This is a genomic window from Solwaraspora sp. WMMA2101 (assembly GCF_049179175.1).
Taxonomy (GTDB): domain Bacteria; phylum Actinomycetota; class Actinomycetes; order Mycobacteriales; family Micromonosporaceae; genus Micromonospora_E.
In genome coordinates this window covers 4,559,962-4,583,914 of sequence record NZ_JBMHMA010000006.1, presented here as the reverse complement: position 1 = coordinate 4,583,914, position 23,953 = coordinate 4,559,962, and the positions used below count along the sequence as shown (strand labels likewise).

The window sequence follows — 23,953 nt, the reverse complement described above, 5'->3', positions numbered from 1 at the left end:
AGTTTTCTTTCAACTCTCAAATCCGTCACCCTCGATCATCGATGCGCACACCTAACTTCCATAAAGGTTACATGCGCCGCAAAAGGAATCCCTGCAATAGAGAATCCGGCCACAAAGCTAGCAACTGTTATATACGAACGCGTCCGCGCCCCCCTACTGCAATACCAGTTTTCGTAACGCTTAGCGCCAGCCCGAGTGCGGCGGTAGTGATGCGGGCTTCCATGTGCGCACCTGAACCGCCGACACTCACCCGATTTCCAGGAAACCTTCACGCCGAATTTGGCGCGTTGATAGTAGCTACGCACTCGGGACTTGGCCTTTTTATATACTCGACAATGCCACCGAAACCTCTTGCATGAACGTTTGCCGTCGAGGTCTTCCTTGTTGATCGGGTCGGCGCAAGTGTACTCGTAGGCGTTGCAGCTGCCGCCGTACACAGGGTCGGTGGTGAGGAAGCGTCCGGTGGTGGTGTTGTAGAGACGTACGCCCATCAAGATCAGCCCGGTCGCGGGGTCGGCGGCGCGTTGCTTCGCGCCCAACCAGCCGTACCGTTCGCCACCGATCGCGTCCGGGTTGCGTGGGGTGCCGTACTCACTGGCGTCGGTGGTGGCGGACAGACCCGCGTCGTCGGGCAGGATGGTGGCGACCAGGTCGCCGTGCAGGTTGGCCAGGCGCCACGTCACCTGCCCGTTGTCGCTGTTCCAGATGCCGCCCATGCCGGAGACGCCAGACACGATCCGGGTGTAGGTGTCGACGTTCTCCTGCGTCCAGGCGGGGTTGTCGCCGTCGTCGTCGTAGTGATGCACCGTCGTCACCGGCGTGCCGTCAGCATCGTCGGTGAACGACCGAATGCGTTCGCCGGTGACATCCAAGGCGTAGTCGACCGTCCGACCTGCCTGGGTGATCGTGTCGACGAGGTCGGTGACGTGGTAGCCGAGCGTGGCGTCACCAGCCGTCGGGGTGGCGGTGTCCGCCGCCGGCACCGTCGTCGTACGCCCGAGCGCGTCATAGACCGTACCAGCGGTGGTGATCCGGTCGGCCGCGTCGTAGGAGCGGGTGACGGTGGAGGCGGCGGTGCCGGTCTGGCAGGCACCGTCACCAGCGGGGGCGTACTCGACCAGGCTCGTGCGGTTGCTGCTGGCCGAGAAGGCGTAGCTGCGGGTCGTGCACTGGCCGCCGATGGTGTCCTCGACCGTCGTCAACCGACCCGACGCGTCGTAGGAGTAGGTCTGCTCGGCCAGGGTGGAGGCGTGCTGCCGCCACTGGCCGTGCACCGACTCCGCCACCGACCCACTGTAGAGAGTGCAATCCGACGCACCACAACCCGGCCGGTCATAGGTGATACCGACACTCGTCCCCGTCTCGTCGTACTCATGGGCGACCGTGATCCCCGACGGCCAGCTCTCCGTGACCAGGTTGCCGTCGACGTCGTACCCGCCGGTAAACACCCCGGCCTGGGTGTCGTCGACCGACGTCAGCAGACCACGCCGCTCCATGCCGCCATCGTAGGTGTAGGTCCGGGTCGCCTTACCATCCGAACTCGTCGCCGTCCGCCCCAACAGGTCGTACGTCGTCGTCGACACGTTACCGTCCACATCGGTGTACGACGTCTGCCGACCCAACAAACGTTAGTACCGCTTGCCAAGCCTCGCCTTCATCCACGTCTCATGGAAGTCCTTCACTGAGATTCTAGATTCAGTTAATGCGGGAATATCAGGAAGATCGCCCAGCTGGTCCCACTTAGCCGGCAGTGCGCTTCCCGCACCCCGCAACATTCGAAGCGAGGTTGAGCCAAAGCACTCAACAAGAAGCAGCTCGGAACCCTCGACCCCTTCCATTATCCGCAACCCAGCTGGATCGAAATTGTCGGGAACAGTTTGACAGACCAACAGCTCAAGCGCCCAAACAATGAGCCGGACTCGTTTACCCTCCATGTCCAAGCAGACATACTCGGGGTCATGGTCGTCAACATACTCCGCCGTCGTCTCGATGGCTTCCACGTCGTGGAGCATCTCCGACCCAACATCGACTTCCGAATAACGGAGCGGAAAGCGCGGGAGCACGCTAGGAGACTGCATTATCTACCATCCACCTTCCCACGGACGGTGCTTACCAATTCCCGGACGCCGGTGATAGTGCGGCCGATACTTACCCTTCACGCGATGATAGTGCACACCAAATTTCCTCGTTCCCTTGTACCGCAGATCGCAGCCGAACCCACCGACGTTGGGGAATCGGTGGCAGCGGATCGACGTGTTCCGAATGAAGTTGCGCGTCCCGGTCCAGGATCTCTTGGCCCTACTCCAGGCTTTCCGACCAGCCCACTTCGCACCACGCCAGGCCTGTTTGCCAGTCCACACCGCTGCCCGTTTGCACCAATTCCGACCGAGTTTGCAGGCTGCTGCCGCTCCGCGTATCACCAGGCTGACCCATTTGCCGTCGAGGTCTTCCTTGTTGAGCGGGTCGGCGCAAGTGTACTCGTAGGCGTTGCAACTGCCGCCGTACACAGGGTCGACGGTGAGGAAGCGTCCGGTGGTCGTGTTGTAGAGACGCACCCCCATCAGGATCAGCCCGGTGGCGGGGTCGCTGGCGCGTTGCTTCGCGCCCAACCAGCCGTACCGTTCACCACCGATCGCATCAGGGTTGCGGGGGGTGCCGTACTCGCTGGCGTCGGTAGTGGCCGACAGCCCGACATCGTCGGGGTTGATGGTGGCGACCAGGTCGCCGTGCAGGTTGGCCAACCGCCAGGTCACCTGTCCGTTGTCGCTGTTCCAGATGCCGCCCATCCCCGACACACCAGACACGATCCGCGTCCAGGTGTCGACGTTCTCCTGCGTCCAGGCCGGGTTGTCCCCGTCGTCGTCGTAATGGTGCACCGTCGTCACCGGGGTGCCATCAGCGGTGTCGGTGAACGACCGCACCCGCTCCCCGGTGACATCCACGGCGTAGTCGACCGTGCGGCCCGCCTGAGTGATCGTGTCCACCAGGTCGGTGACGTGGTAGCCGACCGTGGCGTTGCCGGCAGTCGGGGTGGCGGTGTCCGCCGCCGGCACCGTCGTCGTACGCCCGAGCGCGTCATACACCGTGCCGGCCGTGGTGATCCGGTCCGCAGTGTCGTACGAAAAAGTCACCGTCGATGCGGCGGTCCCGGTCTGGCAGGTGCCATCACCTGCCGGGGCGTACTCGACCAGACTGTCCCGGTTGCTGCTGGCCGAGAAGGCGTAGCTGCGGGTCGTGCACTGGCCGCCGATAGTGTCCTCGACCGTCGTCAACCGGCCGGAGGCATCGTAGGTGTAGGTCTGCTCGGCCAGGGTCGACGCGTGCTGCCGCCACTGACCATGCACCGACTCCGCCACCGACCCACTGTAGAGAGTGCAATCCGAAGCACCACAACCCGGCCGGACATAGGTGATACCGACACTCGTCCCGGTCTCGTCATACTCATGGGCGACCGTAATCCCCGACGGCCACGTCTCCGACGTCAGATTGCCCTCGACATCGTAGCCGCCGGTGAACACCCCGGCCTGCGTGTCGTCGACCGACGTCAGCAAACCACGCCGCTCGGTGCCGCCATCGTAGGTGTAGGTCCGGGTCGCCTTACCATCCGAACTCGTCGCCGTCCGCCCCAACAGGTCGTACGTCGTGGTCGACACGTTGCCGTCCGAGTCGGTGTACGACGTCTGCCGGCCCAACATGTCGAAGGTACGGATCACCTCGGCCGTGACAGTCCCACCCACGATCGACTGGGTCCGCAGGTGCCGACCGGTGGCAGCCTCGTACACGTTGCGGGTGACCGGCACCGCCGCACCCAGCCCGGGCGCGGTGCTGACCGCCACCTCGTGCATCCGACCAGCGACGTCGTAGCTGGTGGTCGTGGTGCGCAGGGTGCCGGCGCTGGTCTTCTCCACCACCGTACGCGGCTGGTTGAACATGTCGTACGTAGTGACCGTGACCGGCAGCTCCGGCCCGGATCCGGCCTGCCCGCCGGGCTCGATCCGGCACGGCAGGTTCGCCCACTCCGGCCGCAGATCACACTCGCTGTGCCCGGAGCCGCTGGTGGCCCGGTAGTACACCGTCCGCCGGGTCGATGGTGTCGTGGTCGACGTGCCTCCCGCTGGGGCGGTCGTAGTCACTTCGAGACCGGTGATCGGGTCGTACGTGGTGCGGGTAGCGAGGGCCAGGCCGGCTGGGTCGACGGTCGCCACCGTCGGCTGCCGCAGCCCCCAGTCGTACGCCGTCGTGGTCGTACGGACGTCGGAGTCGGTGGCCACCCCGGCGGTGTTCCACCAGCGGACCATCACCTCGGCCGTGGTGACCAGGTTGTACGGCCCGCCGGTGGTCGGCGCACCCTGGTCATAGGTGTTGCGGGTGTGCTGACGGCCGCGCACCACCGTGCCGTCCGGCAGCGTCACATCGTGCTCCGGCGCCAACGTGCTGATCAGCCGCTGCCCGTCGTCGGAGTAGATGTTCAACGTCGAATGCGCGAACGCCAGCGCGGTTTCTGCCGCCGAGTCGTCCGAGCCGCTGGCGTCCAGTGCCCGTCTGCGGTTGCCAGCGCTCAACGTACGAGTGGTGTTGCCCCACTGGTCGAACCAGGTGGCGCTGATCCCGCCGCCCGGCACCGCCACATTGGTCTCGCGGGCGTTGGCGTCCATGTACGTGACGGTCGCCCGCTCGTACGACGACGGCAGCGCCCCGGTCGACGGGCTGCCCGACGGCACCTGGTTGGCCGGGAACACCGCCGTCGCGTCCGTCGGCGCCTCGACCTGGCCCCACCGCACCGTCTGCGAGAACGACAGGTCGTACGGCGCGCCCGTGCCGGAGGTCGGTACCTTGTACACGACGGTGGTGGTCGCCGTACCGGCCGACAGCGCGCTGCGGGACACCTGGTGCAGTCGGCCCAGACCTGAGTCGCCCGGCAGCGTCGTGTAGGTCAGCTGCCACGGCTCCTCCGCGGTCGGCCGCACCGACGCGAGCACCCCGTCCAGGTTGTACGAGTAGGTTTCCCACAGGTGGTGCGTCGTCGTGCCGTCGACGTAGTCGAGGCGGGGATCCCAGACCGCCCGCAGCCGTCCGGCGTTGTCGTAGGCGTAGCCGGCGACCGCGATCGTGCGCATCGCCGGGGTCGACAGGTCCGGGTCCCACGCGGTGAACGACACCTGCCGTACCCGTCCGAGGTAGTCGCCCCAGCCCGCCTCGGTGGTCCCGGTAGCGGTCGTCGATGTGGCGTAGGTGAACGTCAACGCCCGGCAGCCCCGGATCAGCGTCGTGCAGGCCACCCCGTCGGCGACCGGCGCAAGCATCCTGGTCGGCCGGACGATCTCCGTACCGCCGATCGTCACACGCTCCCAGCTGATCGTCGTGGTCTGGCTCGACCCCGGCACCGTCACCGCCGTCGGGAAGTACTTCCCGGCCGCGCTGCCCGAGACCCGGGTGAACGTCACCAGGTTGCCGTCCTCGTCGGTCAGGCTGTACGAATCCGGCCCCGACGCGTACGTCAGCCGTAGGAACTCCATTCCCGGCTCCGAGTCGAAGTCGGTCGCGGTCCGCTTGGTGAAGCCGAGCGTGTCACCTTCGGGCAGGCCCACCTGCACCAACGAGCCGTACACCGTCAGCGACGTGTAAGGCGACTCCGACTCCTCGACGAGGACACCCGACACCCAGCCCGGTCCGAACATGTTCGCCGAATCGGTCGCCGTCGCCCGGCGCGAGTTGTACGACCGAGTCACCGTCAGATCTGTGCCATACGAGCCCACCGACACGTCCGTGTCCGACAGGCTGTAGTTGCCGGTGATCAGGTTGACCGAACCCGGTCCGATGCTGGAGGAAGCCGCGGTCGCCTGGTCCCGGTCAAAGGTGAACGTCACCGCGCTCGACGTGCCGCCCGTGCCGCCGACGAACACCCCACGTAGCTGCAGCGGGCCGTTGCGGGCGATCGACTGCGCGTCCACGGCGGCGAGGGTCGCCTCCACGTCCCAGTTGAGCTTCGGGAACGCCCCTCCACCGGTCGTCGCCACCGGCCATGACGTCACGGCACCGCCCGCCGCGAGGGACACATGCCCGGTCGGGATGTTGACCCAGGTGTCGGTGTCCGCGCGCCGCCACTGGTACGTCACGCCGGTCGCCGCCGTCTGGCCGACACCGGTGATCGCCGTCTTGGCCGCTGCGATGTCACCAGCCTTCGGCCCGGTCACGGCGCCGCTGCCCACGTTGAAGGTGTAGCTGCGGATCGCCGACTGGTTCCCTGCCCGGTCTCGTGAGCGCACGTACAGCGTCTGTGGGCCGTCCTGCGTCGGCGTGATCGACACCGACGCACCGCCGCCGAGGCTGGCCGCGTTCACCGACTGGTTCGGCGGGTTGGCGTTCAACCCGTACTCGTAGGCCGCCACGTCCGCGACCCCCGACGCACCGAACGTGAAAGCCCCGGCCGTACCGACACCACCGGCCCACTGTCCCGACGGGTACGTCGTCGACGACACCGTCGGCATCGCCGACGGGGCGACGGTGTCGATGTAGAAGTAGCACCACGACGTCCACGGTCCGTTTGACGTGCTGTCCGAGCCGCGCGCCCGCCACGAGTACGGATTGCCCTCAGCGAACGCGCCCGACGGCACCACCGTCGCCAACCACGAACCGGACGCGCCAGGGCCGACGGTGGTTGCGCCGATCGGTGCCGAGGTCGCCGGCACCCACCACTCGAACCGTGTCGTCACCTGCGAACCCTCGGTGTCGGTGACCTGTGCCCGTAGCTGTGGCGTCTTCGTGTTGATATAGGGCGCGCCCGACGTCGACGTGTGACACGGGACGGACGGGACCGTCGCCCTCGCCGTCACCGTCGGCGGAACCTGGTACACCAACGTCACGTACGGATCTTTGGTGTTCTCGACCGAGTGAAACCGCTTCCAACTCAGGTTGTCCGTCTCCGACGTCGCCTGCAGCCCGATGTTGACTGTCGTCTGCGTGGTAAATGCCGCGAGATCGGCGAACGCGGTCGTCACCGGTACGCTCACCCAGCCGTCACCGCAGGAGCTGTTGTAGCCCTTGGTCTGCGACGACGTCCCAACGACCTTGATCCATGTCGGCTGGTTCGTCCACCGTGCCGTGTAGTCGACATAGCTGGTCGACCATGCCTGCCACTGGCGTGCCTCACACGACCACGAGTGATAGTTCCACAGGTAGAGGTTGGCCGACTGCACCTGCTTGCCCTGCAACCAGGCCAGGTTGCGGAAGCTGAGGAACGATCGCGCCTTGTTGGTACCGCCGTCGTACGTCCCCAGCTTGAGTTCGTTTACCGTCGACTGGTCTGTCGTGTAGCCGTTCTGCACGAACGCGTCATAGTTGGGATTCAGCGTCACCGACGGATCGATCGTCACCGGGAACACCGTCCCCGGGTCGGACAGCCACTCCATCGACGGCGTCAGCTCAAACTCCGTGTCGCCACCGCGACGGGTACTCACCCGTACGTCGACCGGAGCCTTACGTACCTGCTCGCCGGACTGCTCATGCACCTGGGCGTCCCACATCACCGGCGCTGGCACCACGCCGACCCGGTCGCCATCGTCACCCAAGACCTCCCACCCGCCAAGACCGTCCTCAGCCACCGCCAGACCCGTACCCCGCAGCGTCAAGGGCACCTCGCCGACCTGCTCCACCGCGCCCCGGTTCTTCACGATGAGGAACTGTTGGAAGCCGGTCCGGGTCGATTCCACCACCAGATCGACACCAGGACGCACCTCCTGGTAGGTCGCCCGCGTCCCTGACACCACTGGAGCCGGCAGGCGGCCGGACCAGCCCAACGCGAGGCGATCCTCACCGAGTCCAAGCGAGAGCAGGTCGTGCTCGCCGTCGTCGGCGGCACCCGACAGCCGGAGATCGTTGGGGTGTGCGCGCGCCGCCACCGAGCCGTCCGGCTGCGGCGCCAGAGTGAAGTCAACCGGCCGCCATCCGCCCTCGCCGTCAGGCAACCGTACCGGCCCCAGGTGTGCCTCCACCTCGACCTGACCATCAGGCAACGCCCAGAACTCCGACGTCTCCGACGTCAACCCGGTAATCCTCACCCGCTTGCCGGTCATTCGCGCCGTCACCAAGGCCGCCGCTTCGTCCGGCCGCTCCAGCTCACCAGCCGGCTCGTCAACGGTCTGTTCCTCACCAGCGGGAGCGGCCACCGCCGGCTTCCTGACCGCCCAGTCAGCCAGCGTCACCACGAGGATCGCGGTCAGAAGGTACGTAACCCATCTAGCGAGCCGCCCGCCGACCAACCCGAGACGAACAACCAGCCGACCACTTCGATTGAAGCCAGCGCTGACCGAGTCCACAGTGCCTCCCCCGTTGCCGCCACCGTGACATCGATGGCAAGCAGACCCTAAGGGTTGCTAACGGAGACAACAAGACCCGCCACCAAGAGTTAACTCTACAACGGACACCGCTGGCAGATGCACATTAAGTAAGACAATCGACTGATTGACGTCATCCTGCAGACAGGCAGGTATGCACAAGGCGGACACCCAGCGGGCACTCTACGCCCACCTGCTCGGCCAACCCCGCGAAGCACTGATGCTCGCCCGCGCCGGCCGCTGCCGTAGCCAAGGCCGAACACACCTTCGCCCAGGTCGACCACGACGACGAACCCGTCTGGGCCAGATTCATCGACACCCCATACCTGTACGGCGAAGCCGCCCACTGCTTCCGCGACCTCGGGCAGCCCGACGACACCGAGCGCTTCGCCACCGGGTCCGCCGAAGCCGCACGCCAGCAGGGCCGTGCCCGCCGCGCCGCGCTGAGCCGCGCCGCCCTAGCCACCGCCGACCTCGACCGCGCAGACGTCGAAGCCGCCGCCACCCGCGCCACCCACGTCGTCGAACTCGCCGCCACCGTCAACTCTTCCCGCACAATCGGGATCGTCCGAGACCTGCAACACCGCCTGAAGCCGTACGCCACCCTCCCCGAGGTACGCCACTTCACCACCCGCGCCACCGAACTCCTCGGCCTCGCCGCCTGACCAATAATGCCTGAAGCCGCCCCAGCCATCAAACTACCGACACACCATTCGGCCGAACATCAACGGCTAATACTCGTAACGAGCACGACCCCCACCATCTGCCGCACTCGCAGACTTCGAATCCTCATCACTATCCGGATTTCCACGTTGATCCGAAAGCGCCTCCCAGGTCTTCTTATCCACGAGCCGGGTGACAGCATACTGCGATACACCGAAGACAACACTCCACGCGAGAATCTGGGCCCCAGTATCCAACTGCGTCAACCCAGGAATGAATTCCCCTCGGATGAACGTGATGCCAATCAACGCAGAGAGGCCACCTGCGGGCAGTTTCAGTGCGGCCAAAGAGAGCGGAAGGTCGTACGGCACGGGAGAGCTGTGCAACTTTGCAAGCGCAGGAAGGCCAGAAAGTACCGCACCCATGAATCCAAAGGCAATTACCAGGATCACATCAGCCTTGTTTGGCTCATTCACCACATCAGCGTATTCTGATGAATCACCATTCTCGCCCATTGGACCCGGACTCGGGGGCGAACTCGGACTCGGACTCGGACTCGCGCTTGAGGCCGAAGTCGGGGCAACAGAAGGCGGAGTCTCGACAGCACCTCGATGCTCAGGCGGGTTGTTTGTGAATGAGTCATGCGGACACACGATAGTTTTGGGCGCTTCACCAAAGCAGACACTAAGAACTTTCGGTGCCCAGTATGCCCATGCCGCCAAGCCAATCAGAAGAGCGCAAGCCAAAAGCGTCACGGCAACGAGAATATTCCGCACTCCACGAACACGCGAGTACCAGCTGTTCATCGAGCTGTAGCTACCGACCAAAGCCGCCATCATCGCGCGGCGGAGCTCCTCGACATCGCCACATTCAACTGGCCCGGGATTCAGCCGGAAACATGCCTTCTTAGCCACCCGAAACCTACTGCCCACAATCTTCTTGTGACACAATTCTCGAAGCTTCCCTAACCTGCAGTCGTTCTCGTTAAGTCGCTTCTTGGCCAGCTCTAGGACCGATGTAGACCAGCCCTTCACTCGGTCGTCGTCAGCAACTTCAAGCAGGAGAAGTTCCGCCGCGTGGATGTTTGACCAAGCACCTTCAAGAGTGCCAGAAAATGGCCTGACATTCAAAGCGGACTGTCGAGCGATATAGAGATGACGTCTTGCCAGGTCACACGCAGTCCTAATCTTCTTGAGCTGGGCACCGCGCCCATCTTGCCTAGCTTCTATGAGATCAGCCTCGTGTTCCAGGTACCGGGCTCGGGCGACTGCGTGCTGACGCCAAGCGCCACCAAACACGTGGTCCGATCGATAAAATACATCCGCCACCCTTATCCACCACCCCTGCAGCAAGAAAAGCAGTACCACTGTTCACCCACACGAGGACTCTAGGCGAAAAGTTCCTACTGGACTTCAGTTCCCTCAGGAGCGTTACGAAAGCGGCACATGGCGCCTGCACGGGCTGCTGATACAGTTGTGACGCAAACGAAGTCCCGCCGGATTCCCCACCTAGATCCGCGTTGCATCGAGCACCAGGGGCGATCTCAATCGGCCGGTGGCGGACGCCTTCGTTCCCGCACCAGGACAGTGACCTCGCGAATAAACAGAAATAGCACCAGTATTCCTGTAGGCACCGCGCCCCACGCGCGCCACGAGCCTTCAATGACAATTTCAGGAAGCAGGCAAGCCCCCAGCAGGAGCATCACACCAGTTGTGATCACCCCATCCTTCGAGTTCTCGCGTTTCACCTTCAGCACCTCTCCGATCACTCCCTTCGACGGCTTTTCTTACTATGTCGACCGACATCACCTCCGCTTCGATCATCAAGCACCTCCAGCAGGGCTATCACGCCAAAAAGGGCCAGAGGCACAACAACAGAAACCACCGATCCCACAACAAACTCAATCAGCGTGTCAGCAGAGAACACCAACCATCCTACAAATAAGGAGTCCAGGAAAAGGAGCACGAGGAGGCCCCACCACAAACCCCGCTTGACCAACCGAACCCCTATCACAGACCACCATCGCTCACATCGACTCCCCCTCGTCCTTGTACCGCTTCCGCTCGAGAACGACGTACGGAAGGCCAGCGGCCGCCGACACAAAAGCTGCCCAGTGAATCGACCACCATCCAAAGAGGGCACCAGCTCCCGACGACAGCCAGACAACCATCGCCAACACAAACAAGGCTCGATACCTGTTCATCAACGTCACCTACGCGGCTTCGCCGCAATGACCGAACCCGGGTTCCGGTCCGTTATCCGACGGGCGACTTCCGCAGGCACCCCGCGTAGTGCAACAATCCCGGAGCCATGGAACCTTGGATACGATCGAGGGATCAGCGCAAGCTTGGCACAAACAAGCCCGACCAAACAAATCCCAACACCGACAACGCACACCTGACCTATCGTAAGTAGTCCCAGTTCCCGTGGGTGACTTTGTGTAGTCGGACAGTTGGTGCGTGCTCCGGCAGCCGTGGTGGTGTTGATTTGCGGCCGTGACGGTCTCGGTTGGTGCTTCGGTGGAGGCGGATGCTGACGCGGGGTTGAGGTCTGCGCTGGCTCGGGTGGTGGAGGCCAACGAGCGGTGGGAGCGGTTGGCCGGGCAGTTGCGGGAGGAGAACGCGGCGCTGCGGGTGGAGAACGAGCGGTTGCGGGAACGTGATGTGCGGCGTGAGGCCGAGTTGGAGCGGGTGTCGGCGGAGTTGGCGGTGTTGCAGCGGTTGGTGTTCGGGCGTTCGTCGGAGCGGGTTCGGCCGCAGCCGACGGCGGGCGACGGTGACGGCCAGGGTGGGTATGGCGGTGAGCCTGGCGAGCGTGAGCGGGAGAGGGCACCGCGGCGGGGGCCGGGAGGGCGGGCCGGTCGCAGGGATTACTCGCATCTGCCGCGGGTGGAGGTGGTGTGGGACTTCGCCGGGGGCGGGTACTGCTGCCCGGACTGTTCGTCGCGGTTCGAGGCGTTCGACGATCACGCCTTCGAGCAGGTCGATTGGCGGGTGACGGTGCGGGTGGTGGTGCACCGTCGGCGCCGGTACCGGCGGCGGTGCCGGTGTGCCGGGGCGAGGACGGTGACCGCGCCGGGCCCGCCGAAAGCGGTCGGCAAGGGCCGGTTCAGTAACGGGTTCATCGCGATGCTGCTGGTCGAACGGTTCGTGGCCGGGCGCTCCCAGAACTCCCTGATCGCCGGGCTGGCACGCCAGGGCGCCGAGGTCAGCTCCTCGACGTTGGTCGGGACCTGCGCGGCCGCCGGGACGTTGCTGGCGCCGTTGGAGGAGCGGATTGTCGCCCGGTCCCGTGATTCGTGGCATCTGCACGCCGACGAGACGTCGTGGCACGTGTTCACCCCCGATGGTGGTGACGGGCCGGCCCGCTGGTGGCTGTGGGTGTTCATCGGCGCGGACACCACCTGTTTCGTGATGGACCCGACCCGCGCCGGCGCTGTTTTGGCCCGCCACGCCGGGATCGACACCGCCACCGGACAGCTGACCCCGCACGCTGATGGTGGGCCACGGCGGCTGGTCGTCTCCAGCGACTTCTACACCGTCTACGCCTCGGCCGGGCGTAGGACCGACGGCCTGACCAACCTGTACTGCTGGGCCCATGTCCGCCGGTACTTCGTGCGCGCCGGGGACGCGAACCCGACCCAACTGGCGTATTGGACCCGAGACTGGCTGGACCGGATCAAGGCCCTGTACCACGCCCACGACGAGCTGACCGACGCGTGGAACGCATCCACGGCCGTCGCAGGGACGGCGGCGACCCGGCTGGACGACGCGTACACCGCCTGGGACACCGCCCTGCAGGCGATCGACACCGCCCGGCAGGCCCAGATGGCCAGCCCCGGCCTGCAACAACCCGCGAAGAAGGCCCTGGCCACCCTGGACCGCGAGTGGGACGGCCTGACCGCGCACCGCGACTACCCGATGATCAGCCTGGACAACAACACGTCCGAGCGGGCACTGCGACGGCCCGTCATCACCCGCAAGAACGCCTACGGCTCCCGCACCGACGACGCCGCGCGCCTCGCCGCGACCGTCTGGACCGTCACCGCCACCGCCGAACAGGCCGGCCTCAACGTCCTGACCTACCTCACCGCCTACCTCGACGCCTGCGGTCGCAACGGCGGCAGACCCCTGACCGGTCCGGACCTCCAACGATTCCTGCCCTGGACCGCGTCCCCCGCCGACCTGCACACCTGGGCCCAGCCACCCCCGACCGGCTGACACCCACACCGACCACCGCGACGGCGACGCCACACCCGGCCACGCCGACCATCAGCATGCCCGCAAACCGCGTCGCCCAACCCCACGAGACTTGGGACTACTTACGACCTATCTGCTCCCAGACGGGCCGGCCGGAAGTGACGTAGGCGACGAGCGCGAGGGACGACAGAACCAGCCCGACCGGAATCAGGATCCGCATGTGGAACCAGTTGATCCAGCTGATCAGGCGCCAACGATCGACGTGCCCATTACCGACTGGAACCAACATCCGCCGCAACCGGAAGGACGGAGCACCATCAATGATCACCTCGATCGACTTATAGTCCGAGTCACCATCGGTCAACGCCACGCCCGACGGGAAAACGTACTCTTTTGATGTGTCCAGCAGCAGGTCGACGGCCTCCCGCAGGGGACGACCCCCGATCATGGAATTCCGGTAATCACTAGTCATCAGCCACGCCCTTACCGCCCGCGCCACAGGCGACCCCACCGTTCAACACGCTGCAAACGGAACCAGCCGATCGACACACCACGGCGAACTCACCCATCCTCACCCGATCCGCGACAACCGACCGGTGGGGCGTCCTCGTTTGTTCGCCGACGGCGCCGGTACGCCCTCAACTCTCGGATGAGCTGTGTCCCCACAATGGCCACGTAAGCCCCAGAGAGCACCCGATACCCAAGACCGTCGTGTGTGAGGAAGAACATCACGCCGGTAAGCGTGAAGATCGCCCAATGAAGTGGTTTCCCCTCCGCCTCGCCGAACACCTTTCGCCCGATCTTCCGCCAGGCCTTCGCCTTGTCAGACATCAGGGTGCCTGCCGAAGTGTCGTCCGGTCCCTGGACGTGGAAGAACCGATACCGCGACAACGTGACACGGGCTCCACGCTGGCCGCTGGGACCAGCGCTTCGACGGGCATCGCATCAGGCGGTCGGGCACCGAGGCACGCTCGGGTCTGGTTCATCGCCACAGCAGGGGCTCCTCAGCTACGTACCCGATGATCCGGCATCCGCGCAAGGAAGTGAATCCTGCTCCATGGCGGTCGGGTGTCAGCTTCGCGCGCGAGGCACCGCCGGTCCCGCCGCGCTGTGCTGTACTGCCCGGATGAGGCACCGGGCAGTGTGGATCATCGGGCTGGTCGCTGCCGTACTCGTCGCGGCTGGTGGCATCGCCGGGTGGCGGTGGTGGCACCTGCGGTCGCCGTACGGGCCGGAGGTGTTGAACGCGACCGCGACCCTGCGCCTGGTCGATCAGGCCACCGCGGAAGCCGCCTTCGACGACCAACAGTTGGTAGCTCCCTCCGACGGCGACCAGGTCTTCCTCGGCGAGGTCGCGTGGACGCCGCCACCGCAGGCGAAGCCCGACGCGATGCTCATCATCGCGGTGGTCGACAAACGGTCCCGCACCCTGCCGGGGTTCATCGCCACCACGTCGAATAGACCGGACCAGGTCGGATCAGGGTCGGACGGCGTCCTCAATGCTGTCGAGGAGCGCTATCCCTGGCTGCAGGGCGTCGGCGCGCGTGAGGTCGACGGCGGCTTCTACACCTCCGGCAACGTCGTCACCGTCACGTCGGTCGACGCCACCCCGGTCACGTACTCCTTCGTCCTGCACCCGGCGCACCCGGACAACCCGGCGGAGTTCGCGGTCGCCTCCGCTCCCGCCGCCGTCGACGACCTCATGGTCGCCCTGATCAGCATCGGCCCCGACCGGCAGATCTACTGGGCCGAACGCCTACTCAACTGACCCGGCAGCGAATCATGCTCACCTTCCGTAGCCTGACGTTGACGGGCTCCGATAGGCTCCGGCCATGTAGGAGAGTGAGTGCGGGGCTTGTCGCAGGGCCAACGTCGGGGAGGAACTGATGGCCAGCATCCAGGAGGTCAAGGCCGGCCTCGCCCAGGCCGCTGAGCACGGCAACACAAGTCGGCAGCAGCTCATGGCGGCGGTGAAGACCCTGGACAACATGCTCAGCCAGCTTCGCGCCGTCTCGGCCGGCACCGGACACCCCCTGGTGAGCGAGGCGATCGGCCGCTGCGAGCAGGCCAAGGGGCAGTTGGAGGCATCCGCCGACCTCATCCACGGCGCAGGCGAGGCAACCCGCCGGTACGCCGGTATCCTCGGGTAGCGACGATGAGCATCGACGAGGTCAAGAGCCGGCTACGCGAGGGGACCGAGGCGTTGCGGTCGGCAGCTGACACCATCCATTCCGTACGGGAAACCGTCCGGTCCTGCCACGTCGCCGCCATCGCGGTCCTCACCGACAGCCAGCACTCCCACGTCACCACCGCACTCCACCGGCTACGCGAAGCCGACCGCGAAGGCGAGTTGGTGCTCGACAGGATCGACGGCAGCACCGACAGCGCCGAGAAGTACGCGAAGGCCCTCGGGTGACCAGCAGCGTCGGCGAAGTCATTGCGGTGCTGCGGCAGATCCTCGACGATCTCGACGGCGCGGCAGTCGAGGCGAAGACCGCCCAGAAGTCGGCGGCGACCGGTTCGCAGCACTACCAGACCGCGCTGGAGGGTGCCGACGGCTCCCACGCCACCACGGCACTCGCCCAAGCCGGCGAGGCGGCCGCGAAGTCCGGCAAGATCGCCCGGCTCATCGCTGAAGCCGCGACCGAGATCTCCGAGTACGCCAACCGCATCGCCCCCGGCTCCGTCCCAACCCGGACCTCCCCGACCGGGGGCGTACCGTCCGGGGAAGCATTAGCCAAAGCCGGTCACAGGAAGGGTTCACTGGCCGCCAAGGCACTTGGGCGCGTCGGCCAGGTACGCAGCTCAGACGACGGGTTGCAGCACTTCGGCAAGTTGGGCGGCATCCTCCAGGACGCCGCGAAGGGCTCCGGCGGGACAGCGGTAAGCAAGACGCCAGATTTCTCCTTCCAGCCGACACATCAGCCGAGCGCTTCCGTCGGTGATGCGCTGCTCGCCGCGCTGGCGGTGGCCGTAGTCGGAGCGAAGGGCGCGGAGCTGATGTCGCGGATGCGCAGGCGGACCAGAAACGACGACAAGGAAAAAGGATAGAAGATGCAAGAGGAAACCAAATTCCTGCGCGCCCTGCTACGCCAGGACTGGGAGACCTACGACTCGTTCGCCGAGAAGTTCCAGAGCGAGGGTAAGGGTACACCTGTTGCCATCATCGGATACAGCTTCTTCGTCGCTGTCCAGCGACGGTTCGCCGAGACCAGGGACGCGCGCGAGATCATCCGGTTCGTAGCTGACGCACGAGCCCGGCTGCTGGAGGGACGCGAACTGCCAGCCAAGGAGGGGGAGGCGCTGATCTACGCCATGCTGGACATGGACTTGCCCGGCGTGGAGGAGATCGTCGACAACCTCGACATCGGTGTGATGGCCGAGATCCAGGGACAGCTCCTGTTCAGGCTCGTCGAGGATGCGGAGCTGACGGACGAGCAACTGGACGAACTTCTGCTCGAAGCCGAGGCTCTACTCCACGAGAATCACCCTGTCGAGTAGCAGTCAAGTGGAAGACGAAAGCAAACTCGTCCGAGCGCTACTCCGTCGGGACTGGGAGTCCTACAACTCGTACCTGGTGAAGCTCGAAGCCCAGGGAAAGGGCACTCCGGTAGCGACGATCGGCTACGCCTGCTACGTCGCTGCGCGGCAGCGGTTCGCCGAGCAGCGGAGCCCGGAAGAGATCATCCGCTTTGTGGCCGAGGCGAGAGCGGCCCTCGCCGAGGGCCGGAACCTGCCTGCCCGGGAGGCGGAGGCGATCATGTACGCAATGCTCGACATGGACATGCCCGAGGTGGACGAGATCGTCGACGGGCTCGATGTCGGCATCATCGCCGAGATCCAGGGGCAGCTACTCTTCAAGCTGGTGCTGGACGCCGAGCTGACCGATGCGCAGCTCGACAGTCTGCTTCTGGAGGCCGAAGTTCTCGTTCATAAGACCGATGCATAGCGCGCTGGATAGCCCACCTGGGCGGGCAGCATCTGCCCACTGCGGTGCAGTTCGCTGAGGGTCATCAGCTCTTTGTCCACGATGGCGCGGCCAGCGGCGTCGATCTCTCCGACGTACGTTACGCCGTCCACATTAGCGACCGCACGAACGTGTTCCAGTTTCACGTACTCGTTGTCCAACAGTTCGGAGCTCTGGCTGGTGACGATGACTTGGGTGCGCTGCGCGGCGTCGTCCAACGCCTCGTACAACGCGCCCACCCCGGCCGGGTGCAGCGCCGTCTCCGGCTCCTCGATGCCGATCAACGGAATCCGTCCGGTGAACGCCGCCGGCTGGAACAGCGCCGTCAGCACCCCGGCCGCGAGCAGTGTCCCCTCCGACAGCGACTCCCGCAGGAAGACTTCCTCGCCGTCACCTGCCCCGGCCCGGAACCGGGCCTGCACCGTCGAGTAGCGCCCCTCGACCCGCTCGTTCACCCCGAGCGCGTTCGGCACCAGCGCCCCGAGGTAGCTGTCCAGCCGTTCCTTGCCGATCGGGTCCTCCCGGCCCAGCGCACCCAGGACCGAGCCGAGGAAGTGGCCGGTCGGGCCGAGTTGCCCACCGGGCAGCAGCTGCTTGTCCAGCGCCCGCAGCGCATTCGAGTGCAGCTCGTAGAAGGCCATCGCCCGCAGCCGGGTCTCCAGCACCCCTTGCGGGTCGTCCTCCCGGATCACCGACGCCGGCAGCCGCAACCGCATGCTCCGGTCCGTGCCCGGGTCCAGCGGCAACCGCAGGTCACCGTCGGGCAGCCCGATCGTCGCGGCCTCACCGCGCACCAGCAGCGGTAGTTCGCCCTGCGGGTCCTGCGCGACCTCGAAGCCGTACGTCGCCGGGATCGGCTCCTGCCCGGCCTGCCGGGGCGGCAACGCCAGGTCGAGCCGGATCTCGAACGACTCCACGGTGCCGCCCGGCCCTCGGTGCAGCAGCGCGCCGAGTCCGCCCCGGTCGGCCACCGCGTGCGCCACCGAGCCGTTCACCGCATCCGCGACAAACCGCAGTACGTCGAGAAAGTTCGACTTCCCGGACGCGTTGAACCCCAGCAGTACGGTCAGCGGCCCGAGTGTCACGTCGCAGCCGGCGAGCGACCGGAAGCCGCGCACCCGCACCCGCCGCACGAACGGCACCGTCGGATCAGGCGCGTTCATCGGCGGCTCCCTTCACTACCAACGTCGGTCCCGCACCGTCCGGTGGGTCACAGGTTCACACCTTCCGGTGCCGACCCTACCGGTGGTGCGGCCCCGGCCACCGGCGGCCGGGGCCGGCACGTGTCCGGGTCGGCTATTTGACAGGGTGAGGGCAATCACGCGCGGAGCTTCATTTTTCTATTTCGTTAACAGCTCCTGGCCACACCCGATTCTTAACAGAGTTTATTCATGTTGCAGAAGATCGAGGTATTGGCCGACGTCTGCGCCCGTGATCCAATTGCAGCCGACGGGGGTCGAGCGCTCCGTCCGGCCGCAGCGCCCGGTCACCCCGGCGACTGACCGCCCGGACACACGCCGTCACGTTCGCTGGCAGTCCATGCGTCACCGTGCCCAGGAGGGCAGCATCTCCATGTCCGCACAGCGCCGATACCGCATTTCTGCGGTAGCAACAGCCGCAATTACCGCCGCTTTCGTCGCACTCGGATCCACTCCCGCAACCGCCCAGCAGTCGACTCCACTCGCGCCGCTGCTGCCTGCCGAAACAGGCACGCCGAATGGCGGCTACATCGTCGTACTCAAGGACCGGCCGGCCGTTGGCGGCGCGGCCAACGAGCCCGCTGCCGTCGCTGAGCGCGCTGGCGGTCGGGAGATCCACCGGTACGCGCGGGTGCTGCGCGGCTTCTCCGCGAAGCTGGACGCCCGTGCCCTCGACACCGTGCGGGCCAACCCGAACGTGGCCTACATCCAGGCCGACTCGCGGGTGCTGGCCATCGAGTCCGCGCCCACCGGCGGCGGTGCCACCACCCAGCCCAACCCGCCGTCGTGGGGCCTGGACCGGGTCGACCAGCGGAACCTGCCGCTCGACCAGTCGTTCAGCTACGACACCGACGGCACCGGGACCACCGTCTACGTGCTGGACAGCGGGGTCCGGACCAGCCACACCGACTTCGGCACCCGGGCGCAGTTCGCCTACGACGCGGTCAACGACGGCAACAGCCCCGGTGACTGCCACGGCCACGGTACGCACGTCTCCGGCACCATCGGCGGGGCGACGTACGGCGTCGCCAAGGACGTCCAGATCCGCGACGTACGGGTGTTGGACTGCTTCAACTTCGGCAGCCAGTCGGACCTCATCGAAGGCCTGGACTGGGTGGCGGCGAACGCCGGGCCGCGGTCGGTGGCGAACATGAGCCTGCAGAACTACGGCACCCTGGTGAACACGGCCGTCGAGAACATGATCGACGCCGGGGTGTTCGCGGTCTTCGCGGCCGGCAACAACAACGGTGACGCCTGCAACAACAACCCACGGTCGCCGCGCGGCATCGTGGTGGGCGCGACCACCAGCTCCGACGCCCGGTGGTCCAGCTCCAACTTCGGCTCCTGCATCGACATCTTCGCGCCCGGCGACGGCATCACCTCGGCCGGCAACTCCAGCGACACCGCCGTCGCCGCCGGCTGGTCCGGCACGTCGATGGCAGCGCCGCACGTCGCCGGCTGGGTGGCCCGCTACCTGGAGACCAACCCGACCGCGACCCTGGCGCAGGCCAAGACGGCCCTGGTGGGTGCCGCGACCACCAACGTGCTGACCGGCATCGGCACCGGGTCGCCCAACCGGCTGCTGTACGCCGACCCGGGCGGCACGGTCACCGACACCGTCGCGCCGTCGACCCCCGGCACCCCGGTCGCCTCGGGCGTCACCTCGACCTCGGCCAGCCTGACCTGGACGGCGTCGACCGACAACGTCGCGGTGACCGGCTACGACATCCAGCGGTCCACCGGTGGCGGCAGCTTCACGCTGGTCGGCACCTCGACGACGAACTCGTACGCCGCGACCGGGCTGACCGCCGGTACGTCGTACCAGTTCCGGGTGCGGGCCAGGGACGCCGCCGGCAACGCGTCGGCGTACTCGTCGGCGGTCACCGTGAACACGCCGACGTCGTCGGGCTCCTGCAACGTCGAGTACGTCGTCTACCCCGGCGGTTCGACGTTCACCACCAACATCGTGATCACCAACACCGGCACCAGCACGATCAACGGCTGGACGTTGGCGTTCACGCTGCCGTCCGGCCAGTCGTTCAGCAGCGGGTGGTCCGCCACCTACGGCACCAGCGGCCAGAACGTCACCGCGACCTCGCTGTCGTGGAACGCGACGCTCGTGCCGACCGGTACGGCGGCCATCGGGTTCAGCGGCACCGGCTCCGGCACCCCCGAGCCGGCCGCGTTCACCCTGAACGGGGCCGTCTGCACCGTCTCCTGACGACAGGGGCCTGAGGTCCATCATCGAGGTGACGCCTACGCACCCTAAAACGTCCTCGAGACGTGCGTGGGCGTCACCTCGATCCGTGGGTTCCGTGTCCCGTCAGGTGTCCGGCCCGCGTCCCGTCAGGCTGGTCGCCATGGCGAGTACGGCCTCTTCGGCATCGCGGGGCCGCCAGCCCAGCAGCTGCCGCGCCTTGTCGGACGATGCCTGCCGGGGCGCTCCGAGCTCCGGCACCACGAACGCGGCCCGTGGGCTGAACCGGGCGGCGAGCCGGACCGCCCAGTCAGGCAGGGTCCGGGTCGGCACCTTGCCGGCCGCGTCCCCGAGACGGTCCCGCAGCAGGGCGGCGAGCTGCGGCAGCGACATGCCGCCGGCGCTGGCCAGGAACCGTTCCCCGGCGGCGGCCGGGTCGGTCATCGCCCGCAGGTGCAGGTCGGCGACGTCGCGGACGTCGACCACGTTGACCCACATCCGGGGAACCGCCCGCTGCCGACCGTCGAGCAGCTTGCCGACCAGGTCGGCCCAGAGGGAGGGCTGCGGGCCGAGCACCGGCCCGAACACCCCGACCGGGTTGACCACCGCCAGCTCCATACCCTCCCCACCGGGGCCGGCACCGAAGCCGGCACCGGCGGTTTCGGCCACCAGGTCCCAGGCGGCGCGTTCGGCGTACAGCTTCGATTTCGCGTACGCCGACATCGTCTCGCCGCCGGCCGGGTCGCTCCAGTCTGCCTCGGTGAAGATCCGCTTGCCCGGTTGGCCGAACTTGACGGCGGCGAACGACGAGGTCAGCACCGTACGCCGGACCCCGGCGGCGCGGGCGGCGGCCAGCACCCGGCGGACGCCGTCACGGGCGGGCGCGATGACGTCCTCCTCCCGCCGCGGTTCGACCAGCGGCACCGGGGAGGCGACGTGCAGCACGTAGTCGCAGCCGGCGACCGCCGCCGGCCAGCCCTCGTCGGTCAGCAGGTCGGCGGTGGCGAAGCTGAGCGCCTCTCCCGGCTCGACCCCGGCGGCGGCGATCAACGCCCGTACGTCGGCCTGCCGGCCCGGCGTGCGGACGGTCGTGCGGACCCGGTAGCCGGCCTGCAGCAGATGCCGTACGCAGTGCGCGCCGATGAACCCGGATCCGCCGGTCACCAGCACCAGTTCGCCGCTCAATCCGGCCTCCCCGCCTCGATGAGGCGTCCACGGTAATACCTGTGGAGGTAGGCGATCTCCTACTTTGGTCGCAGGTCGAATGTGGTCCCGCGCCAGATGGCCCGGGCGCTGCGCTGCAGCAGGCTGATCCCCATGAACGCGAACGATGCACCAGCGCATACCCCGCCCACGCCGGGACACCGGCTGCGCCGCCTCGGCGCCGCCCTGGTGACCGCCCTCGCCGTCGGGGCCGGCGTCGCCGGCTCCGGCGGGCCGGCTGCCGCTCAGGAGCCGGATCCGGCGGTCGACGCCCCTGCTGCGGCCACCGGAGCAGCCGTCCTGGACGCCAGCGACGTCGACGCCTGGCTCGACGAGCGACTGCCGGCGGCGCTGCGGGACAACAAGATCGCCGGGGCGACGGTCGCCGTCGTCTACGACGGCAGGATCGTCACGACCCGGGGGTACGGCGACGCCGACACCGGTGCCGACGACTCGCCCCGCACACCGGTCGACCCCGATCGGCATCTGTTCCGGATCGGTTCGGTGTCGAAGTTGATCACCGCGACCGCCGCCATGCAGCTCGTCGAGTCCGGCAGTGTCGACCTCGACGCCGACATCGACGCGTACCTCGACTTCGACCTGCCACGCAGCTTCGACGAGCCGATCACGATGCGGCACCTGTTGACCCACACCGCCGGCTTCGAGGAGCGGATCGCCGGCCTGATCGGCAAGGAGGGCACCCAGGTCGACCTGCGCAAGGCGCTCGTCACCGACCCTCCGGAGCAGGTCTACCGGCCGGGCACCATGCCGGCCTACTCCAACTACGGCAACTCGCTCGCCGGATACATCGTCGAACAGGTCAGCGGGCTGTCCTTCGACGACTACGTCGAGGAGAACATCTTCGACCGCCTCGGCATGACGTCGTCGTCGTTCCGCCAGCCGCTGCCGGCGGACCTGGCCGACCGGGTGTCGAACGGGTACGACAACGTGTCGTCACCCGCCGGGTATTTCGAGATCATCGGCACGCCGCCCGCCGGGTCGATGAGCGCCTCGGCCCCGGACATGGCCCGCTTCATGCTCGCCCACCTGGGCGAATCCGTCGGCGACACCCCGATGCTCGACGAACCGACGCGGGAGCTGATGCACCAGCCGGCGCTCGACGAGTCCACGCTCGGCACCCTCGCCGGTGCACCGAGGATGACGCTGGGCTTCTTCGACGAGAGCCGCAACGGCCGACGGATCATCGGGCACGGCGGCGATACCCAGTACTTCCACTCGCACCTGCAGATCTACCCGGAGGAAGGCGCCGGCCTGTTCGTCTCGCTCAACAGCACCGGGACCTCGGGACTGGCCGTCCACGAGCTTCGGCAGGACCTGACGAAGGCTTTCGCCGACCGCTACTTCCCGGCAGTGCCCGATACCGCAGGGAACGACACGCCGGTGAACAACTCGCCGGCCGGCTCTGCCGAACGAGCCGCGATGGCCGCCGGCACGTACGGAAGCTCCCGCGCCGTCGAGAGCAACTTCATGACCCTGTTCGGCCTGGTCGGGCGGACCACGGTGAGCGTCCAGGACGGCGATCGGCTGCTGTTCGAGCCCCGCCCGCTGTCCGATTCCGCTGCCGTCTACGAAGAGATCGAGCCCTGGGTCTGGCGTGAGGTCGGCGGGCAGAACACGGTCGCGATGCGGGCGGTCGACGGCAAGGTCGACGCGATCAGCTTCGACTCCGCGTTCGCCCTGGTGCCCGTCGAGACCGCGCGCAGCACCTACCTGGCCATCCCGGTGATCGTCGCCTCGACGCTCATCCTGCTGCTCACCGTCCTGGCCTGGCCGATCGGGGCGATCGGTCGCCGGCTGCTGCGGCGGACACCACGTGATCGGGCCGGCCGCACCGCGCGCATTCTGAGCCGGGTCGCCGTCGTCAGCGCTCTGCTCGCGATCGGCGGCTGGGTGGGGAGCATCGTGCTCATCATGGGCATGGAGAACCTCTCCACCGTGTCGTTGCGCAACGTCCAGGTGGCTCAGCTGATCGGCCTGATCGGGGTGGTCCCCGCAGCGGTCCGGCTGGCCGACGACATCCGCCGGCGGGTCGGCTGGTCGCGGATCGCCGGCAGCGCCCTGGTCCTGCTGGCTCTGATCGGTACAGGGTGGTTCGCTGTCGAGTTCATGCTGCTTTCACCCAACATCTCCTACTGACCGTCGCGACCCGCCCGATCCGTCTCGATCAACGA

The 23,953-nt window shown here is 66.8% G+C and carries 19 protein-coding genes; 9 read left to right on the top strand and 10 right to left on the bottom strand.

Features of this window, described 5'->3' with window-relative positions; all coding sequences use genetic code 11:
* Nucleotides 1-35: 35 nt before the first annotated feature.
* From ACN28F_RS21845 to ACN28F_RS21815, 7 genes are all read right to left on the bottom strand, one after another.
* Nucleotides 36-1,583: an RHS repeat-associated core domain-containing protein gene (locus ACN28F_RS21845; RefSeq protein WP_421359491.1), complete on the bottom strand. Its 1,548-nt coding sequence runs from the start codon at nt 1,581-1,583 to the stop codon at nt 36-38.
* A gap of 45 nt (nt 1,584-1,628) precedes the next feature.
* Nucleotides 1,629-2,000 carry a hypothetical protein gene (locus ACN28F_RS21840; protein ID WP_289209772.1) on the bottom strand — a complete coding sequence of 124 codons (372 nt, stop codon included), beginning with the start codon at nt 1,998-2,000 and terminating at the stop codon, nt 1,629-1,631.
* 81 nt (nt 2,001-2,081) lie between these two features.
* Nucleotides 2,082-8,315: a DNRLRE domain-containing protein gene (locus ACN28F_RS21835; RefSeq protein WP_421359489.1), complete on the bottom strand. Its 6,234-nt coding sequence runs from the start codon at nt 8,313-8,315 to the stop codon at nt 2,082-2,084.
* Between the two features lie 476 nt (nt 8,316-8,791).
* Complete coding sequence (locus ACN28F_RS21830; protein WP_421359487.1) at nt 8,792-8,956, bottom strand: hypothetical protein; 165 nt, start codon at nt 8,954-8,956, stop codon at nt 8,792-8,794.
* Nucleotides 8,957-9,064: 108 nt separating this feature from the next.
* Nucleotides 9,065-9,472, bottom strand: coding sequence for a hypothetical protein (locus tag ACN28F_RS21825; RefSeq protein WP_421359486.1), 408 nt, complete (start codon nt 9,470-9,472; stop codon nt 9,065-9,067).
* A gap of 1,067 nt (nt 9,473-10,539) precedes the next feature.
* Nucleotides 10,540-10,743, bottom strand: a complete 204-nt coding sequence (locus ACN28F_RS21820; RefSeq protein ID WP_421359484.1) for a hypothetical protein — start codon at nt 10,741-10,743, stop codon at nt 10,540-10,542.
* Nucleotides 10,744-10,760: 17 nt separating this feature from the next.
* Complete coding sequence (locus ACN28F_RS21815; protein ID WP_421359482.1) at nt 10,761-10,922, bottom strand: hypothetical protein; 162 nt, start codon at nt 10,920-10,922, stop codon at nt 10,761-10,763.
* Nucleotides 10,923-11,560: 638 nt separating this feature from the next.
* Here ACN28F_RS21815 and tnpC point away from each other — a divergent pair.
* The gene (gene tnpC / locus ACN28F_RS21810; RefSeq protein ID WP_421359340.1) at nt 11,561-13,216 is read left to right on the top strand and encodes an IS66 family transposase; all 1,656 of its coding nucleotides are present in this window, start codon (nt 11,561-11,563) and stop codon (nt 13,214-13,216) included.
* 97 nt (nt 13,217-13,313) lie between these two features.
* Here tnpC and ACN28F_RS21805 read toward each other — a convergent pair whose 3' ends face one another.
* The gene (locus tag ACN28F_RS21805; protein WP_421359480.1) at nt 13,314-13,667 is read right to left on the bottom strand and encodes a hypothetical protein; all 354 of its coding nucleotides are present in this window, start codon (nt 13,665-13,667) and stop codon (nt 13,314-13,316) included.
* A gap of 654 nt (nt 13,668-14,321) precedes the next feature.
* Between ACN28F_RS21805 and ACN28F_RS21800 the strand changes: the two genes are divergently transcribed.
* The 6 genes from ACN28F_RS21800 to ACN28F_RS21775 all read left to right on the top strand — a co-directional run bounded on the left by ACN28F_RS21800 (nt 14,322) and on the right by ACN28F_RS21775 (nt 17,144).
* A complete protein-coding gene (locus tag ACN28F_RS21800) occupies nt 14,322-14,963 on the top strand; it encodes a hypothetical protein (RefSeq protein WP_421359478.1) in 642 nt (213 codons plus the stop codon).
* Nucleotides 14,964-15,081: 118 nt separating this feature from the next.
* A complete protein-coding gene (locus ACN28F_RS21795; protein ID WP_421359476.1) occupies nt 15,082-15,345 on the top strand; it encodes a hypothetical protein in 264 nt (87 codons plus the stop codon).
* A gap of 5 nt (nt 15,346-15,350) precedes the next feature.
* Nucleotides 15,351-15,611, top strand: coding sequence for a hypothetical protein (locus tag ACN28F_RS21790; RefSeq protein WP_421359474.1), 261 nt, complete (start codon nt 15,351-15,353; stop codon nt 15,609-15,611).
* Nucleotides 15,608-16,246, top strand: coding sequence for a hypothetical protein (locus ACN28F_RS21785; protein WP_421359472.1), 639 nt, complete (start codon nt 15,608-15,610; stop codon nt 16,244-16,246). Before ACN28F_RS21790 ends, ACN28F_RS21785 begins: the two co-directional genes overlap by 4 nt.
* 3 nt (nt 16,247-16,249) lie before the next feature.
* Nucleotides 16,250-16,696 carry a hypothetical protein gene (locus ACN28F_RS21780; protein ID WP_421359470.1) on the top strand — a complete coding sequence of 149 codons (447 nt, stop codon included), beginning with the start codon at nt 16,250-16,252 and terminating at the stop codon, nt 16,694-16,696.
* Nucleotides 16,697-16,772: 76 nt separating this feature from the next.
* Nucleotides 16,773-17,144 carry a hypothetical protein gene (locus ACN28F_RS21775; protein WP_421359468.1) on the top strand — a complete coding sequence of 124 codons (372 nt, stop codon included), beginning with the start codon at nt 16,773-16,775 and terminating at the stop codon, nt 17,142-17,144.
* Here the strand turns inward: ACN28F_RS21775 and ACN28F_RS21770 are convergent.
* Nucleotides 17,126-18,325 (bottom strand): AAA family ATPase, encoded by a 1,200-nt coding sequence (locus ACN28F_RS21770; protein ID WP_421359466.1) that lies wholly within the window; start codon nt 18,323-18,325, stop codon nt 17,126-17,128. The genes ACN28F_RS21775 and ACN28F_RS21770 overlap by 19 nt on opposite strands.
* Nucleotides 18,326-18,701: 376 nt before the next feature.
* Between ACN28F_RS21770 and ACN28F_RS21765 the strand changes: the two genes are divergently transcribed.
* The gene (locus tag ACN28F_RS21765) at nt 18,702-20,582 is read left to right on the top strand and encodes a S8 family serine peptidase (RefSeq protein WP_421359465.1); all 1,881 of its coding nucleotides are present in this window, start codon (nt 18,702-18,704) and stop codon (nt 20,580-20,582) included.
* A gap of 102 nt (nt 20,583-20,684) precedes the next feature.
* Here the strand turns inward: ACN28F_RS21765 and ACN28F_RS21760 are convergent, their stop codons facing one another.
* Entirely contained in the window at nt 20,685-21,743 is a 1,059-nt protein-coding gene (locus ACN28F_RS21760) for an NAD-dependent epimerase/dehydratase family protein (protein WP_421359463.1), read from the bottom strand.
* Nucleotides 21,744-21,875: 132 nt separating this feature from the next.
* On the opposite strand from ACN28F_RS21760, the gene ACN28F_RS21755 reads away from it, so the two are divergent.
* Nucleotides 21,876-23,918, top strand: a complete 2,043-nt coding sequence (locus ACN28F_RS21755; RefSeq protein ID WP_421359461.1) for a serine hydrolase domain-containing protein — start codon at nt 21,876-21,878, stop codon at nt 23,916-23,918.
* The last annotated feature ends 35 nt before the right edge of the window (nt 23,919-23,953 follow it).